At 62.9% G+C, this 15,987-nt stretch carries 14 protein-coding genes; 4 read left to right on the top strand and 10 right to left on the bottom strand.

All coding sequences use genetic code 11. From position 1 onward, the window contains the following. Positions 1-55: 55 nt before the first annotated feature. Positions 56-715, top strand: coding sequence for an amino acid ABC transporter permease (locus IAG25_RS09100; RefSeq protein ID WP_106856555.1), 660 nt, complete (start codon positions 56-58; stop codon positions 713-715). 31 nt (positions 716-746) lie between these two features. On the opposite strand, the gene IAG25_RS09095 is transcribed toward IAG25_RS09100, so the two are convergent. From IAG25_RS09095 to IAG25_RS09080, 4 genes are all read right to left on the bottom strand, one after another. Beyond that, positions 747-1,751 carry a Gfo/Idh/MocA family protein gene (locus tag IAG25_RS09095; RefSeq protein WP_187604587.1) on the bottom strand — a complete coding sequence of 335 codons (1,005 nt, stop codon included), beginning with the start codon at positions 1,749-1,751 and terminating at the stop codon, positions 747-749. A gap of 144 nt (positions 1,752-1,895) precedes the next feature. Further along, on the bottom strand, positions 1,896-2,648 hold the full coding sequence (locus IAG25_RS09090) for a FadR/GntR family transcriptional regulator (RefSeq protein ID WP_035501066.1): 753 nt from the start codon (positions 2,646-2,648) through the stop codon (positions 1,896-1,898). Positions 2,649-3,132: 484 nt separating this feature from the next. Continuing rightward, positions 3,133-4,284, bottom strand: coding sequence for a glycosyltransferase family 4 protein (locus IAG25_RS09085; RefSeq protein WP_187604586.1), 1,152 nt, complete (start codon positions 4,282-4,284; stop codon positions 3,133-3,135). 216 nt (positions 4,285-4,500) lie between these two features. Continuing rightward, positions 4,501-5,034: a GNAT family N-acetyltransferase gene (locus tag IAG25_RS09080; protein ID WP_187604585.1), complete on the bottom strand. Its 534-nt coding sequence runs from the start codon at positions 5,032-5,034 to the stop codon at positions 4,501-4,503. A 376-nt stretch (positions 5,035-5,410) separates the two neighbouring features. On the opposite strand from IAG25_RS09080, the gene IAG25_RS09075 reads away from it, so the two are divergent. From IAG25_RS09075 to IAG25_RS09065, 3 genes are all read left to right on the top strand, one after another. Further along, positions 5,411-6,436 (top strand): DUF1839 family protein, encoded by a 1,026-nt coding sequence (locus IAG25_RS09075; RefSeq protein WP_187604584.1) that lies wholly within the window; start codon positions 5,411-5,413, stop codon positions 6,434-6,436. Positions 6,437-7,450: 1,014 nt separating this feature from the next. Then, positions 7,451-8,197: a Crp/Fnr family transcriptional regulator gene (locus tag IAG25_RS09070; RefSeq protein WP_016345545.1), complete on the top strand. Its 747-nt coding sequence runs from the start codon at positions 7,451-7,453 to the stop codon at positions 8,195-8,197. 33 nt (positions 8,198-8,230) lie between these two features. Beyond that, positions 8,231-9,652 carry an undecaprenyl-phosphate glucose phosphotransferase gene (locus IAG25_RS09065; RefSeq protein WP_238214418.1) on the top strand — a complete coding sequence of 474 codons (1,422 nt, stop codon included), beginning with the start codon at positions 8,231-8,233 and terminating at the stop codon, positions 9,650-9,652. A 51-nt stretch (positions 9,653-9,703) separates the two neighbouring features. Here IAG25_RS09065 and rpiA read toward each other — a convergent pair whose 3' ends face one another. The 6 genes from rpiA to rnr form a co-directional block, all read right to left on the bottom strand. After that, entirely contained in the window at positions 9,704-10,393 is a 690-nt protein-coding gene (rpiA, locus tag IAG25_RS09060) for a ribose-5-phosphate isomerase RpiA (RefSeq protein ID WP_187604582.1), read from the bottom strand. 64 nt (positions 10,394-10,457) lie between these two features. Continuing rightward, positions 10,458-10,853 (bottom strand): SirB2 family protein, encoded by a 396-nt coding sequence (locus tag IAG25_RS09055; protein ID WP_187604581.1) that lies wholly within the window; start codon positions 10,851-10,853, stop codon positions 10,458-10,460. Positions 10,854-10,866: 13 nt separating this feature from the next. Then, on the bottom strand, positions 10,867-11,703 hold the full coding sequence (locus IAG25_RS09050) for an N-acetylmuramoyl-L-alanine amidase (protein WP_187605046.1): 837 nt from the start codon (positions 11,701-11,703) through the stop codon (positions 10,867-10,869). Positions 11,704-11,708: 5 nt separating this feature from the next. Then, positions 11,709-12,602 (bottom strand): HNH endonuclease, encoded by an 894-nt coding sequence (locus tag IAG25_RS09045; RefSeq protein ID WP_255503615.1) that lies wholly within the window; start codon positions 12,600-12,602, stop codon positions 11,709-11,711. A gap of 56 nt (positions 12,603-12,658) precedes the next feature. Beyond that, a complete protein-coding gene (rlmB, locus tag IAG25_RS09040) occupies positions 12,659-13,402 on the bottom strand; it encodes a 23S rRNA (guanosine(2251)-2'-O)-methyltransferase RlmB (RefSeq protein WP_187604579.1) in 744 nt (247 codons plus the stop codon). Between the two features lie 99 nt (positions 13,403-13,501). Continuing rightward, on the bottom strand, positions 13,502-15,970 hold the full coding sequence (gene rnr, locus IAG25_RS09035) for a ribonuclease R (RefSeq protein WP_187604578.1): 2,469 nt from the start codon (positions 15,968-15,970) through the stop codon (positions 13,502-13,504). Positions 15,971-15,987: the final 17 nt, after the last annotated feature.

Raw genomic sequence — 15,987 nt, 5'->3', positions numbered from 1 at the left:
TTGCGCGCGCCGATCGATCCAATTCGCGCGCCGGCTCCTCACCGCATTCCCGTTCATGTCCACGACTTCCCTGCTCGTTCAATCGGCGCCCGTGCTGGCGCAAGGCGCGCTACTGACGATCAAGTTCGCGCTCTACTCGATGTTCTTCGGCCTCATCGCGGCCGTCGTCCTGGCGTTGATGGGCATCAGCCAGAGTCGCGCGCTCGTCGCAATCGGGCGCTTCTACGTGAGCGTGATGCGCGGCACGCCGCTGCTCGTGCAGATTTTCGTCATCTACTACGGCCTGCCGAGTCTCGGCATCTCGCTCGAACCCACGCCCGCCGGCGTGATCGCGCTATCCGCGAACGTCGCGGCGTATCTGTCGGAAAGCATGCGCGGCGCGATTCTCGGCATCCACGCCGGACAGTGGCTCGCGGCCTATAGCCTCGGGTTGTCGCGCACGCAGACGCTGCGCTACGTAATCGGGCCGCAGGCGCTGCGCATCGCGGTGCCGAGCCTGTCGAACAGTCTCATCAGTCTGATCAAGGACACGTCGCTCGTGTCGGTCATCACCGTGACCGAGCTGTTGCGAAGCGCGCAAGAAGTGATCGCGGCGACCTATCAGCCGCTGCCGCTTTATCTCGCGGCGGCGTTCGTCTACTGGATTCTGTGCAGCGTGCTCGAATTCGTGCAGCGGATTTTCGAGCGGCGTCTCGCGCTGCCCGGGCGACACTAAGAAAAAGCCGCTGAAAAGCGGCTTTTTCGTATCAGTCGGTCTCGAAGGGAAAGCGCAGATTCAGATCGCGCCGTGCGGCGTCGATGATCGCGATCATGCGCATCGACATCGCGTGCGGCATCACCGGGCTTTCGGTTTCGCCCGCGCGCAGCAGCTCGCAAAAATGCGCGGTTTCGTAGTTGAGGCCGCCGCCCGTGAAAGGCTCGTCGAGTTCGATCTTGCGTCCGTCCGTGTAAGCGATGGTCGCGCGCGCCGGATTCCACCAGTTTTCGTGGATCGTCACCGTGCCGAGCGTGCCGCCGATGAGCGCATCGCCGCGGCCTTGCAGATCGAGTCCGCAGAACAATTGCGCGATGCCGCGTTCGTGGCGCACATTCAGGCTCGCGAACACATCGACGCCGGTCGCGCCGAGACGGCCGATGGTCTGAACGTCGAGCGCTTCGCCGAGCCAGTCGACCGCGAGAAACGCCTCGTAGATGCCGATGTCGAGCAGCGCGCCGCCGCCCGCTTCGAGCGTGAACGACGGATGATCGAGCGGCACGTTCGCCATCGAGCAACCCGCGCGCACGAGCCCGACCTCGCCGATCGGATCGCGCTCCAGATGCTCGCGCAGACGCCGATACAGCGGATAGAACGGCGGCTTCATCGCTTCCATGAAGAGCAGCTTCGCCTCGCGCGCCGCGTCGATCATGCGCTGCAAATCGCGCGCGTTCACCGCCGCCGGCTTCTCGCACAGCACGGGCTTGCCCGCCGCGAAGGCGCGCAACGCGTATTCCGGATGACTGTCCTGCAAGGTCGCGATGTAGAGCGCATCGACATGGTCGAGCATCGCGTCGAAATCGGCGAACGCGCGCGCATCGAATGCATCGGCCAGCGTGCGCGCCGGTTCCTCGCGACGCGACCAGACCGCCGCGAGCCGCGCGCCCTGCACATGCGTGAGACTGTCGGCGAAGCGCCGCGCGATGCGTCCCGCGCCGACGATGCCCCAGCGTATCGTTGCTGCGTCGATGTTCGTATCGGTCAATCCTTCCTCCATGCGCCAGGTTCGTGGTGCGACGCATTGTGCCTCATTGCATCGCATGACGACTTCGCACGGCGCGCGCAGACGGCAAAAAGCCGGGACATGTCCCGGCTCCGTGCTTGCGGCTCAGCCATCATCGACCGACGTGCTACGAACGCGTTACACCCCCGCGGATGCATTCACGTTCGGCGCGGCGGGCTGGCTGTTCACTCGTTCCAGCGAGAACGCGCGGCCCACTTCTTCCGCCGCCAGATCGACGAGCGCGCGCGTCGCGGATTCGGCCGCGGCGGAATCCTTCGCCTCGATCGCCTCCACTACGCTTTTCTGCGCCGCGAGCGTAGCCTCGCGCACGGATTCGATGCCATCGACGATCGGATTGACCGTCACCAGCGCGCCGCGCACGATCGCCGTCATCTGACGAAAGAACTGGTTGCCGCTCGCCGCCACGATGCGCGTGTGCAGAACCTCGTCAGCCGCCTGATATTCCGGCTCGCCGACCTGCAAACGCGAGAGCGTGTCGAACGCGTCGCGGATTCCGGCGATTTCGTCCGGTGTCGCCCGCGCCGCCGCCAATGCGGCCGCACGCGGCTCGATCAGCATGCGGAATTCGATTACATCGCGCAAAAATGTCTGATCCGGCTTGGCGCGAAATCTCCAGCTCACCACATCCTCGTCGATGAGACGCCAGTCGCTCATCGGACGAATCCGCGTGCCGGTCTTCGGCCGCACGTCCAGCATGTGCCGCGCGAGCAGCATCGAGAGCGCCTCGCGCATGACGGTGCGGCTCACGTCGAACTCCTTCGAGAGGATGTCCTGCGGTGGCAGTATCGCGCCATATTTTTGCTCGACGATGCCGGAAACCAGTCCGTCCATGACCTTCGCCACCAGCGATCGCTCTTTGTTGTCATCCATCTCGCTTCTCCCCTTCTCGCCTGTTCCGTAGCCGTATGTATGAGCGCATCGCTTTCGCTTTCCCCGGGCTGCGAAAGGCACGACGAGTTCCCGACAGGTCCATTCGTCGTGCTAGATACGTTGCGTCTTCGTTGCTTCGAATGCCAGTTGGGAAATTCCTGACAGGGTAATCCCTCTGACCTCGATATCGATATTTCGTTTTTTTCTTTCTTCTGCTTTCGCGTGTATCTGCTGCGCTCGCGCCGCGCGCGCGCAGTCATTCATCAGGGAAACTGAAGAATGGCGGCGTCGCAGCGCGGCAAGTGCGTTTTTTGCAGTCCTTGATCTCCTCGGACCGATCATGCACTCATTTGAGCAAGCATCTCGTAGGCGTTCTGTGCGAACGCGAACGGAAGGCCGATGGGAAAGTCCTTTTGTATGATCGGATGGTTTGGACGAAAGTACCGTGGCGCGGTGCGAGCGCGGGGATTTGTCAGCGCTATGCTTAAATCGCGCCATCTGTCGTCCGGGGCCTTCGCGCATCGAGCGCGAGCTGACGGCGGCTCATCGATTCGCGCTCCTTGAGCGTCTGCTGGTAGACCGCCATATACTCGCCGCAGACTCTCTCGACCGAAAGCGGCTGCAGGTTTTGCCGCGCACGCGCCGCAAGCTGGCCGCGTGCCTGCCGGTCGAGCAGAAGCCAGCGCAGCTTCGCCGCCGCCTGTTCGATGTCGCCCGCGGTCACGAGCAGGCCCGCCGCGCCGTCGTCGAGCATTTCGGGAATGCCGCCCACGCGCGTCGCGACGATCGCGCAGCCGGCCTCGCGCGCCTCCGCGATCACGAGCGGCCCCGGATCCTCGCGCGACAGGAGCGCGAAGATATCCGCGCTCGCCAGATAGGGCCGCGCATCGGCGACGAAGCCGGTGAAATGCGCGACCTCCGCGATGCCGAGTTCGGCCGCGAGCGCTTCCATCGAAGCGCGCTCGGGGCCATCGCCGACAAGATACAGATGCGGCTCGGACATGAACTCCCGCTCGCTCGCGGACTGCTCGCGCACGAGCGCGAACGCCTGCAGGAGATCGGCGATGCCCTTCCTGCGATACATGCCCGCCACGCAGACGATGTTCGGATGCTTCAGGCGCACCGGCTTCGCGGCGGGCCTGCATACGAGCCGCGGCGCGCCCACGGCGCCGTTGAGCACGATCGACATGCGCGCGGAATCGATACCGCGCGCCTGCAGATCCATCGCGACCGCGCGGCTCACGGCCACCATGCGATCGCCCGCGCGCACGAGCGATGCGCTTTTCTGCAGTTCGTGATGCACCGTCGTCACGAGCGCGAAGCGGCGGCGCATGCTGCCGAAACGCGAAATGAGCGCGCCGGTCATCATGTGCGCGTGGACGATCTCGGGATCGAAGCGATCGATGAGACGATTGAAGCCCGCGATCATCGACGGCACGCGCCAGGGCTGCCGCGATTGCTGTAGCGGCACATGCGTGATGCCGTGACGGCGCAAAAGCGGCTCGAAGCCTCCGCCCGACGATGCGACCACGACGTCCTGACCCATGCGCGCCTGCATGCAGGCGAGATCGACCATCATGTTGACGGTGCCGTTGCCGATCGTCTGCGCGTGATTGGCGAGATGGACTATTCGCATGAGATAGGCTGTTTGTACGCTCGCCGGTATTGGCCGGCGGCGTTGATCTTATTGTTTCGAGGACACGCTTCGAGGCGGCCTGCGCCACCTCGGTCGATGTTATTGCGTTGTTCTTGCCTCGATGCCCGGACGGTCCACGCCTTGTGATGACTGATGCGTTGGCTTCTGTCGCCGCGCGCGCGGGTTGCGGCGCACGCGACACGTCTGTGGTGGCGCTTAGAGCAACTCGTACGTGGTGGCGTGCTCGCTCGGCGCGAACAGCGTCTTGCTCGCGCCGGCCGTCTCGCGCGGCTGCCGGCTCTTTCTCGTCAGACCGATGAAGGGCATGCCGTGCTCGAGAAACGGACCTTCGGTCTTGCGAAAGCCGAACGCCTCATAGAAGCCTCGCAGGCTCACGGGTGCCGTCAGGCGCACGCCGCGGCCCGGCCAGCGCTCGGCGGTCACCGCGAGCACGCGTTCGATGAGCGCGTGCGCGGTGCCATCGCCGCGGCGCAGCGGGCTCGTCAAGATCTTGTCCACCACGACCTCAGGATCGTCGGCATTGCCTTCGTGAATGCGTGCATAGGCGAGGACGGGCATCGAACGGCTCATGTCTTCGGCCGCGAATACGTGCGTGCCGGTTTCATCGCGGCCATCCGGATCGAGATGGACATGCGACTGTTCGACGACGAACACCGCACTGCGCGCGCGCAAAATCAAATAAAGCTCACGCGCAGTGAGTTGTTCGAAATCCAGGGTTTTCCAGTTCATCGATTATCTCCATGCTTTACCGGTAATTACCGGCGTTGCGACGATTAAACGTTACGTGCCAACCCGCCTGAAATCGGTGCGCCATCGCACCGACCCAAGCCTCGCGCGCCTTTCAAATAAGCTCGACCACACGCAAAAAGGCGTCCCGGGGAAAAAGACGCCTGCCCGACGAACGAACCGACCACGCGACGGCCCTCTCATCCGGGCCGCCGCGCGCGTCGGCACGCGTCGATAGCACTCGCGTAATACGGCACCTTCATGGGAAAATCACAATGCATACCGCCATCGAACGCGACAGAGACGCACAACGAAAAGCACACTCGCTCACCCGCGCGCGCGGTATCGAACGCCGGCCTTGCCGGCCCGAGGTCACGGCATGAGCGCGTTCCATACGAGCGGTGTGACGGATTCAGGCGCGAGTCGTTCCCGCGTCGTGTCGCTCGATCCCTTGCGTATGCGTGCGCGGCGCCATCATGCGCATGCGCTGCATCGCGGCGAGCGCATCTGGCGCGAAGCCGTGTCGCCGGCCGATCTATGGATAGAAATCCTGCACGGCAACGGCCTCGAACCGCGCGCCGCGCTGGCCTTCACCGTTGCTCAGGACTTCGAAGCCGATCAGTTCACGCTCGGCAAGCTGCCGCCGGACGACATCGAAAAGCTTTACGGCCTGCAGGTGCAGGAGCTTTCCGTGTTCGATTCGCTCGAAGAGCGCGCGCTCGTGCAGACACGCCGCTCGAACATCGTGCTCGTCGAAGTGGATGCGTTCTTTCTGCCCGACATGCGCACGGTTTCCTATCATCGCGAGCATGAGAAGACGACCATCGGCATTGATGTGATCGATCCCGATGCGCGGCGGCTCGGCTACTTTCATCACACGGGTTATCACCTTCTCGACGGTGACGATTACGACGGCGTATTGCGTCCGCACGCGCCGCAGCCGGCGCTCTTTCCGCACGTCGAATTCGTCAAGCGCGTACGGGAGCCGATGTCCGGCACCTCACTCGCCGAAGTCTCCGCCGATACGCTATGCGCGCATCTGTTGCGCCGCCCGATGCATAGCCCCATCACCCGCTGGCGGGCGGTGTTTCCCGAGCATGTCGATACGATGATCGCGCGCGGCGAAGCGTATGCGCGCGTTTATGCGTTCAACATGATGAGGCAGCTCGGCGCGAATTTCGAACTGCTCGCGCACTACCTGCAATGGATGCGCGATCAGGGCTTCGATATTCCCGTTCAGACCCACGCGGGCGCACGCAAGATCGCGAGCGAAACGATGGTCATGCAGTGCCGGCTAGCACGCGCGCTTTCGCGTGGCCGTCACGACCTTTGCGAAGCATCGTTCGACGCCATCGAGGACGCGTATGAACGCGTTATTCCGCCTCTTGCGAATATCGTGTGCTGATCGCTCGCGCACGCAGGGATTACTCGTCGATTCGTATAAGCAAAACGCATCCGGTAAAAACATACTTGAGCCCTTGTTTCAAGGGGTTTTTCACTCGCTTACGTTCGCGCCGTATATTCGCTTCGTGACCTCGTTATGTCTTTGCTGCAATTTTGGCGAAGCTCGTTTCGCGCGCGTAAATCGGTTCCGCATGAAATTGTCCCCGATGAAACATTTCGGGGCACCTCGCTTCCTGTCGAACACACATATTCGAAACGATCGATCCGACGAAACACGCGCAAACGTTTTACGGCTAAATGCCGCTCGTTGCGACGCCTTGGGGGTCCCCACAAGCCCTGTGTGCGCTATTGCACGCTCGAATACACGCTTCTTGGGCGCGAACAAGCGAGGCATCACGCACCGACTTTTCACTTCGTGCAATCGGCGCAACGTTTCCGCTTCATGCAACGCACGGCGGCAGACTTTTCCGCTCGCCCGCAAAGCCCCGTCCGGCAAGGCTTCGCGGGTAATCAAGCGCTGACGAAAATAACGCGCGTTCGATAGCCCACGAAGCCCATGCAACACGGATGAATCATTTTTCATTGTCCCTACGAAAGCAGGTGGGCTGTCGAAGGGATGTCGACCTGTGAGGCTTGTCGCACGGTAGTCGGAAATGCCTGAACCGCCATTCGGGGGGATTGCGCTGATGAAACTCATCGGTGCTCTCAGGCATTCCTAAGACCACCGATGTTCAAGACTGAAACAAAAACGCTGCGCTGCGCTGCATCACGAAAAGTGCATGAGTTATGAGGCCCCGCCAGCATTGCGATTGCCCGCACTGGCACAGTCCTCGCTAATAGAACCTCGCAACCCGGAACAGCGCGAACAACAAACTCGAATTCACGCGCAAACGGGCCGCTACGGGGCTGGAGTGACGCTTCATCGAGTTGGTCGAAAGCGACGACATTCGAAAACGGTCACACCAGTAAATAAAAATTGAAGCGCAACGCGCGAAGTTACGAGAGAGAACAAATCATGCTGACCCTCCAGTCCGACCTGCACGGCAATCATCTGCTTGGCGCACTTCCGGCGCACGAATGGCAGGCGCTCACACCGCATCTCGAACTCGTACAACTGCGCACCGAGCAACTGCTCTGCGACTCGGGCCAACGTATTCACCACGTCTATTTCCCGACGACGGCGATCATCTCGCTCCTGCACACGATGGAAGACGGCGGCTCGGTCGAGATCGCCGCGGTGGGCCGCGAAGGCATGACGGGCGTGCCCGTGCTGACCGGCGGCGAAACGATGCCGACGCGCGTGCAGGTGCAATGCCCCGGCTTCGCCTATCGTATGAGCGCGCAAGCCTTGCGCGAGCAGTTCGGCCGCTCGGACTTCCTGCGCCGCCTGATGCTGCTCTATATGCAAGCGCTGCTTACGCAAGTCGCGCAGACGGCCGCGTGCAACCGGCATCACTCGTTAAACAAGCAACTTTGCCGCTGGCTGCTGATCGAAATCGATCGTACCGCGTCCAACGAACTGCAAGTCACGCAGCAACTGATCGCCGACATGCTGGGCGTGCGCCGCGAAGGCGTGACCGAAGCGGCGGGCAAGCTTCACGACGCGGGTCTGATTCATCACAGCCGCGGATGCATCAAGGTCGTGGATCGCGAGGGGCTCGAAGCCCGCGCCTGCGAATGCTACGGCCTCGTCAAACGCGAGTTCGACCGTCTGCTCCCGCGTCTTCGCGCAACCGAGGCGGTATCGGCCTCAAGTGTCTAACGGCTTGGATTAATGCAAGAAAAAAATCACGATTTGTTTTCATGGCTGGCGCGTTGTCTTGATGTCTGTCTCATCATCGCGGGCGGATTGATCGCGCATGACGTACGCTTTTCATCGCTCGATTTCAGCGATATCGAAAGGCTGCTGATCGCGTTCAACTCCGCACTCGCCCTTCTGCTCTTCCCCGCGTTCGGCGTGTACGAAACCTGGCGTGGCAAGCCGCTCGCCATGATGCTCGCGCGCGTCACGCTGGCGTGGATGGCCGTGGTCGCGGCGGGCCTCCTGCTCGCATTCACGCTGCATCGCATGGATGCCGTGTCGCGTCTGTGGTTCGGCTATTCGACGCTCATCTCCGGTGCGCTCATCATCGCGGCGAAACTGCTGGTGTACTCGGGCTTGCGGCTCATGCGCGGACGCGGTCTTAACCAGCGCACCGTGGCGATCGTCGGTGCGCAGGGTTTCTCGCGGACCTTGCTCGCGCATCTGGGCAGCACGCCCGAGCAGGGCTTCACGCCCGTCTGCGTGCTCGACACGACCGGCGACACGGAACTGCAGGCAACCGGCGCCGACGGCGTGAACCCTCCGACGACAGCAATCGGCACCGGAGGCAATCGTTTGCCCGTGCTGACCGACTTCGACGAGCTGGTGGAGAAAGTGCGCGCCGAGGAGATCGACGAAGTGTGGCTCGCGCTGCCGCTGTCGCAGGAACACACGATCTACCGGTTCGTGCACGCGCTGCGGCATGACTTCGTGAATCTGCGGCTGATTCCGGACACGCGCAGCATCTCGCTCTTCAATCATTCGATGACCGATGTCGCCGGTCTAGCGACCATCGATCTGACGACGTCCCCGCTCGGCACTTTGCAGATGTGGCCGAAGCTGCTCTTCGACCGCCTCTTCGCGGCGACCGCGCTGCTCGCGCTTTCACCGCTGCTGATCGCGATCGCGATCGCCGTGAAGGCCACATCGAAGGGTCCGGTGTTCTTCACGCAGCATCGCAAGGGCGCGGACGGGCGGCCGTTCCGCATCTACAAATTCCGTTCGATGGGCGTGCATCGGGAGACCACGGGCAGCGTCACGCAGGCGACGCGCAACGATCCGCGCGTGACGAAGGTCGGCGCGTTTTTGCGGCGCACGAGTCTCGACGAGCTGCCGCAGTTCCTGAACGTGCTGTTCGGGCATATGTCGGTCGTCGGTCCGCGCCCGCATGCGCTCGAACATGACGATCTCTACAAGGATCTCGTCTACGGCTACATGTTCCGTTACCGCATCAAGCCTGGCATTACAGGCTGGGCGCAGGTGAACGGCTATCGCGGCGCGACGGAAAAAGTGGAGAAGATGCAGAGCCGCGTGAAGTTCGACCTGTTCTACATTCACAACTGGTCGTTCTGGTTCGACATCAAGATCGTCGCGATGACGATGTTCAAGGGATTCATCGGACGCAACGCGTATTGATCGATGCGACCGCAGAAAGCCCGGCGATGCCTGCATCGCCGGGCTTTGTTCTTACTTGTAGTCGATTCGCTCGACGCCCGTTTCGGTGCCGAGCAGACAGATGTTCGCGCCGCGCGCGGCGAACAGCCCGACCGTCACGACACCCGGCCACGCGTTGATCTGCGCTTCGAGCGCGCGCGGATCGGTGATCGAAAGACCTTTCACGTCGATGATTTCGTTGCCGTTGTCGGTGATGAAAGGCGCGCCGTCCTTCGCCACGCGCACGATCGGCACGCCGCCCAGCGCCGCGAGCTTGCGGCCGATCGCGGTGCGGGCCATCGGCACGACTTCGACGGGCAGCGGGAATGTGCCCATCACCGGCACGCGCTTGCTCGCATCGGCGATGCACACGAACACGTCCGCCACCGACGCGACGATTTTCTCGCGCGTGAGCGCGCCGCCGCCGCCCTTGATCATCGCGCCGCTCGCATCGATTTCATCGGCGCCGTCGACGTAGATCGAGAGCGTTTCGATGTCGTTCAGATCGAACACCTTGAAGCCGTGCGCTTCGAGCCGCGTGGTGGTCGCGAGCGAGCTCGACACCGCGCCGCGGTAACGCGCCTTCGACTTCGCGATGGCGTCGATGAAGCAATTCGCCGTCGATCCTGTGCCGACGCCGATGATCGCGCCTTCCGGCACGTTCGCGTTCACGTAGTCGGCGGCGGCCTGGCCGACCAGTTGCTTGAGTTCGTCTTGAGTCATGGGAGCGGTGCTGCTTATCGGAGAAAACTGAGATTTTATCGGAGCGCGCGAGGCGCATCGCCGATCATGCAATCGCGTGCAGGAAACCGAGCGGATCGTGCGTGCGCGCGACCGATGCGATGAACGCGAACACGACGATCGCCAGGACGCCATAAACGGCGCGCGCGCCCTTCGTGCGGCCGCGCTTCAGCGCGAACGTGCCGAGCACGATATAGGCGACGAGGCCCGCGATTTTCGCGCCGAGCCACGCGGCGTTCGCCCAGAAGCCGATGATCGCGACCAGCGCGATGGCGCTCACGAGCAACAGCGTATCGATGATATGCGGCAGGATTTTCGTCATGCGCGCGCTCAGATGCCGCGAATTCGTCAGCATCCAGATCCAGCGCAGCACGAAACCGGCGATGGAAAGGCCCGCACAGGTCATGTGGACCGCGCGCAGCGGCAGAAAATAGTCGCCCATCGCGAGCTCCCTTTTAGTTGGCGAAGTACTTGTCGAGCAAGGCCTGGGCGATGGCGTCGCTTTGCGCGTCCACGTTGCCCGCGTAGTCCGACGGACGGAAGTGCATCTGGAACGCGCTGAAGACGCGGCGGGTCTTGTCGTCCAGCACGCCGTCGGTCGCGATGTCGTAACCGTAGCGCTTCAGCTTTTCCTGCAGCGCGCGCACGTCGGCCGGGGCTTTGGGATCGCGTCCGGCGAGATAAGCCGCGACAGTCGCTTCGTCGGGCCATGCGCCCACGCCGGCATCGTAGAGCGCGCGCCACGGAAAAAGCGGTCCCGGGTCGATCTTGCGTTGCGGCGCGATGTCGCTGTGGCCGACGACGCGCGTCGGCGGGATGTTGTAGCGCGCGATGATATCGCGCGAGAGTTTGATGAGCGCGTCGACTTGCGCGGGCGGATACGGCTGCCATACGCGCTCGCCGTTTTTCTCGCCGATAGGCCCGAGGTTCACGTTCTCGATGCCGATCGACGACGCATTGAGTTCCGTCGCGCCTTGCCATGAGCTCACGCCGGCATGCCAGGCGCGTTTGTCTTCGGGCACCAGTTGATAGACGACAGGCTCGCCCTTCTCGATGCGCGGCGCGTCGGGGACGACGTAGTGGACGCTGACCTCATCGCCCGTCAGGACCGTGAGCGATCGCGCTTCGTCGATTTCGGTGTAGTGCATCACGAGGAAACGGATGCGGGAGTCGGCGTTTTTGGCGTGGTAGCGCGTGTCGGCAATGTAGGTGCCGCGGTCTTGCATCGTGGTGGTGCAGGCGGTGAGGATGCACATCGATATCGATGCGGCCAGTCCGAGCGCCCTCTTCATGCCCATCACGATTGCCTTTCCCGGATCGAACGCACGTGCATCCAGTGAATCTGCAGCGCTTCGGGACTTGGACGTTGCCCGGGATGTTTCGGCAGACGGAGCAAACGTCCTTCGAGCGAAGCGTATTCGCTTTCTCGCAGTTCCGAAGCGATCGACACTTCGTGAGTCGCCGGATCGATCGCGATCAGCGCACGGTCATAAAGCGTGTGCAGGTCGGCGCGTAGTAAGAGTCCGTTGCGTACGTCGTTGGTTTCCGGGCCCATGTAGCCGCAAATGTGAGCGGCTTCGAGGACCTGCGGGACATCGCAACCGGTCAGCGCGCAACGGTGTTCATAAGCGTTGAGCAACGCCCGGCGGAACGCGGGCTGGCCCTGACGCGTGACGATGGCGGCAAATGTTTTCTTACGGGCATCTTCGATACTCGAAGGATCGAAAGCGCCGCTTGCTTCGACTTGTGCTTCAGCCTCGGCTTCCGCTCTGAGTTCCACCTGGGCGAGGTTCTCGCCTGCCCGCCGCAACGTGAAACTCGCGGGCAATGCGCCCTGATGCGAGACGTAGTCGAAGGGGCCTTTGTACCTGAATCCGGCGCCGGGGTACTCGTACTTCTTCGTGCGATAGAACAGCAGCAGTTCCAGCCCGCGCTTCCGATGCTCGACGATCCACGAGTCGGTACGTCCAGCGTTCTGCCCTTGCCAGTGCAAGATGTCGCCGTCGAGTTTATCGATGTACTGAACTCGATCCGGCGTTTTCTTTTCGGTGACGAACAACATGACCGAATCGAAACCTGCAGGACGGAATACGCCCGTGTTGATCGTCGCGTCCTGAGAATCGAGGACACCCTTCAACTGTTCGCGCGTGTACACGCTCTCGGCGGCGAGCAGATCACTAAGTCGATTCAACGCCATGAACGATGTTTGATGCTTTCAATGAACGATGTGAAGACCGACATCGGCCCTTACTTCTTCACCCCCCGCTGCCTCACCGCCTCAAACAAACAAACCCCGCTCGCCACCGACACATTCAGACTCTCGACCGTCCCCGCCATCGGGATATTCATGACCTCATCGCAGGTTTCCCGCGTAAGGCGTCGCATGCCCTCGCCTTCCGCGCCGACGACGATCGCGACCGGACCGTCCAACTTCGTCTCATAGAGCGAAGCCGTCGCCTCACCCGCCGTCCCGATCACCCACACGCCCGCGTCCTTCAGCTCGCGCAGAGCCCGCGCCAGATTCGTCACGGTGATGTACGGCACGCTGTCCGCCGCCCCGCTCGCCACTTTCGCCGCCGTCGCATTCAACCCGGCGGAACGGTCACGCGGTGCGATCACCGCATGCGCGCCCGCCGCATCCGCGACGCGCAGGCACGCGCCGAGGTTATGCGGATCGGTGACGCCGTCGAGCACCAGCAGCAACGGCGTGCCCGAGATGCCATCTAGCAGCTCGGCGAGGTTCTGCGCGAGCGGCAGATCGTTCGCGCGCGCGACGATACCCTGATGCTGAATATTGCCCGCGAGCCCCCACAGACGCGATTCGTCCGCCGCGATCAGCCGCACGCCCGCTTCCTTCGCGGTCCGCAGAAAGTCCTGCATCCGTCGATCCTTGCGTGTGGGGTCGTACAGCACCTCCTCGATCGAGGAAGCGTCCGCGCGCAAACGTGCGGTCACTGCGTGAAATCCGTATAGAACCTTGAGACGTGACATGACTGATTCGAACCTTTGAAATCTTGAAAAGCACGACGCGGTCCGATGCACGAAGCTTCGGACCGCGCGTATTCGATGGCGGAAGTGTTACGCGCCGCCCTAGCGCTTCTTGCGCGCCGGCCGCCCCTGCGGCGCCGACTTCGACGCCGCTCCACGCTTCTTAGCCGCCGCGCCGCCGCGCGGGCTTGCCGATAGCGGCGCGCCCTTCTTCGTGCCGCCGCGAGCGCGCGTGCTCGGCGCGTCGTCGTCGCTGAAGGGGCGGATGCGCGGTCCCGCTGCACCATTGCCGACGCTCGCGACATCGCCCGCACCCGCCGACGGACGCGGCGACGGCGGCTTCACCGGCGTATCGCGGACGAGCCGGAAATCGATCTTGCGCGCATCGAGATCGACGCGGCCCACCTGCACGCGCACGCGATCCGACATCCGGTAGCGGATGCCCGTGCGCTCGCCGCGCAGCTCGTTCTTGATCTCGTCGTACTGGAAGTAATCCGAGCCGAGTTCGGTCACGTGCACGAGACCTTCGATGAAAAGCGAATCCAGCTGCACGAAGATGCCGAACGACGTCACGCCGTTCACCATGCCGCCGTATTCCTCGCCGAGCTTGTCGCGCATGAAGTAGCACTTGAGCCACGCCTCGACGTCGCGCGAGGCTTCATCGGCGCGGCGTTCGTTCGACGAGCAATGCAGGCCCAGTTCTTCCCAGATCGCGACGCTGTTGCGCGCACGGCCACGCGCAGTGTCGTCGGCTTTCTGCATCTCGCGCGCGGCCTTCGTGAGGCCGGTGCTCAGCGACACATCGTGACCGATGTCCGGCAGATACTTCTTGCCCTGCAGAATCGCGTAGATCGCGCGATGCGTGAGCAGGTCGGGATAGCGTCGGATCGGGCTCGTGAAGTGCGCGTACGCCTCATATGCGAGACCGAAATGGCCTATGTTGTCCGGGCTGTACACGGCTTGCTGCATCGAGCGAAGCACCATCGATTGCAGCATCTGCGCGTCGGGCCGGTCGCGAATCTGCGCGATCAGCGCGGCGTAGTCGCTCGCGTGCGGCTTGGCGCCGCCGGTCAGCGTCAGGCCGACGCCGCGCAGGAACGTGCGCAGATTCTCGAGCTTCTCTTCCGTCGGCCCCGCATGCACGCGATACAAACCCGGATGCTTGTTGCGCTTCAGGAAATCCGCCGCGCAGACGTTCGCGGCCAGCATGCATTCTTCGATCAGCCGATGCGCGTCGTTGCGGTGACGCGGCACGATCTGCTCGATCTTGCCCTGCGAGTTCACGACGATATACGTCTCGGTCGTATCGAAATCGATCGCGCCGCGTTTCTGACGCGCGGCATGCAGCGACTTGTAGACGCCGTAGAGATCCTGCAACTGCGGCAGGATATCGGCGCGCTTCGCCGCTTCCGGACCCTTCGTGTTGGTCAGCACGGCCGCGACTTCGGTGTACGTGAGCCGCGCCGCCGAATGCATCACGCCCGGATAGAACTGATACGCCTTGATTTCGCCGCGCGCCGTGATGACCATGTCGCACACCAGCACGCAGCGGTCGACATTCGGATTCAGCGAGCAGAGACCGTTCGACAGCTTTTCCGGCAGCATCGGAATCACGCGGCGCGGGAAATAGACCGATGTGCTGCGATCGAGCGCATCGACATCGAGCGGCTCGCCGGGGCTCACATAGTGCGACACGTCCGCGATCGCGACCAGCAGGCGAAAGCCCTGGCCACGCCCGACGGCGACCGGCTCGCAATACACGGCGTCGTCGAAGTCGCGCGCATCTTCGCCGTCGATGGTGACGAGCGGCACGTCGCGCAGATCGACGCGATGGCGGATATCCACCGGGCGCACTTCGTCGGGCAGCTTGGCGGCCGAAGCCAGGGCGGCGTCGCTGAACTCATGCGGCACGCCGTATTTGCGCACCGCGATCTCGATCTCCATGCCGGGATCGTCGATATCGCCGATCACTTCGGCCACGCGCCCGAGCGGCTGCGAGTGGCGGCTCGGGAAATCCGTCAGATCGACGGACACCACCTGCCCGACCTTCGCCTTCTTCGGATTCTGCGTGATGAGGATGTCGTGACCGATGCGCTTGTCTTCCGGCACGAGAATGAGCGCGCCGTTCTCGTTGACGAGGCGACCGATGATGCGCTTGTTCGCGCGATCCGTCACTTCGACTATATGCCCTTCCGGCCGCCCGCGCCGGTCATAGCCGACGATACGCGCCAGCACGCGATCGTTATGCATGACCTTCTGCATTTCGCCGTTGGGCAGGAAGAGATCGTCCTGGCCGTCGTCGCGAATCAGGAAGCCGAAGCCGTCGCGATGTCCCTGCACACGGCCCGCCACGAAATTCGACGGATGCGTAAGTTGATAGTGGCCGCGCTTGTCGAGGCGGATTTGCCCGTCGCGTTCCATTGCCGCCAGTCGCTTGAAAAATCCTTCGCGCTCCTGGCGCTTGATCGACAGCGCCTCGGCAATGTCGTTCGCGGCATGCGGTGTCTCGCTCGTGCGCAGCACGCCGAGAATTTCTTCGCGGCTCGGAATCGGATACGGATATTTGCTCAAGGGCGTAGTCGTGTTTT

It is taken from the genome of Caballeronia sp. EK (assembly GCF_014384845.1).
GTDB lineage: Bacteria > Pseudomonadota > Gammaproteobacteria > Burkholderiales > Burkholderiaceae > Caballeronia > Caballeronia jiangsuensis.
Note: the sequence above shows the minus strand (reverse complement) of the source record. Positions and strands in the feature narration are given on the sequence as shown.

Bases quoted from the DNA above. Each gene is read 5' to 3' on its own strand.
- IAG25_RS09070 (WP_016345545.1), top strand. From the start codon at position 7,451: ATGCTGACCCTCCAGTCCGACCTGCACGGCAATCATCTGCTTGGCGCA.
- IAG25_RS09080 (WP_187604585.1), bottom strand. From the start codon at position 5,034: ATGAACTGGAAAACCCTGGATTTCGAACAACTCACTGCGCGTGAGCTT.
- IAG25_RS09085 (WP_187604586.1), bottom strand. From the start codon at position 4,284: ATGCGAATAGTCCATCTCGCCAATCACGCGCAGACGATCGGCAACGGC.
- rlmB (WP_187604579.1), bottom strand. From the start codon at position 13,402: ATGTCACGTCTCAAGGTTCTATACGGATTTCACGCAGTGACCGCACGT.
- IAG25_RS09095 (WP_187604587.1), bottom strand. From the start codon at position 1,751: ATGGAGGAAGGATTGACCGATACGAACATCGACGCAGCAACGATACGC.
- IAG25_RS09075 (WP_187604584.1), top strand. From the start codon at position 5,411: ATGAGCGCGTTCCATACGAGCGGTGTGACGGATTCAGGCGCGAGTCGT.
- rpiA (WP_187604582.1), bottom strand. From the start codon at position 10,393: ATGACTCAAGACGAACTCAAGCAACTGGTCGGCCAGGCCGCCGCCGAC.
- IAG25_RS09090 (WP_035501066.1), bottom strand. From the start codon at position 2,648: ATGGATGACAACAAAGAGCGATCGCTGGTGGCGAAGGTCATGGACGGA.
- IAG25_RS09055 (WP_187604581.1), bottom strand. From the start codon at position 10,853: ATGGGCGACTATTTTCTGCCGCTGCGCGCGGTCCACATGACCTGTGCG.
- IAG25_RS09100 (WP_106856555.1), top strand. From the start codon at position 56: ATGTCCACGACTTCCCTGCTCGTTCAATCGGCGCCCGTGCTGGCGCAA.
- IAG25_RS09050 (WP_187605046.1), bottom strand. From the start codon at position 11,703: ATGAAGAGGGCGCTCGGACTGGCCGCATCGATATCGATGTGCATCCTC.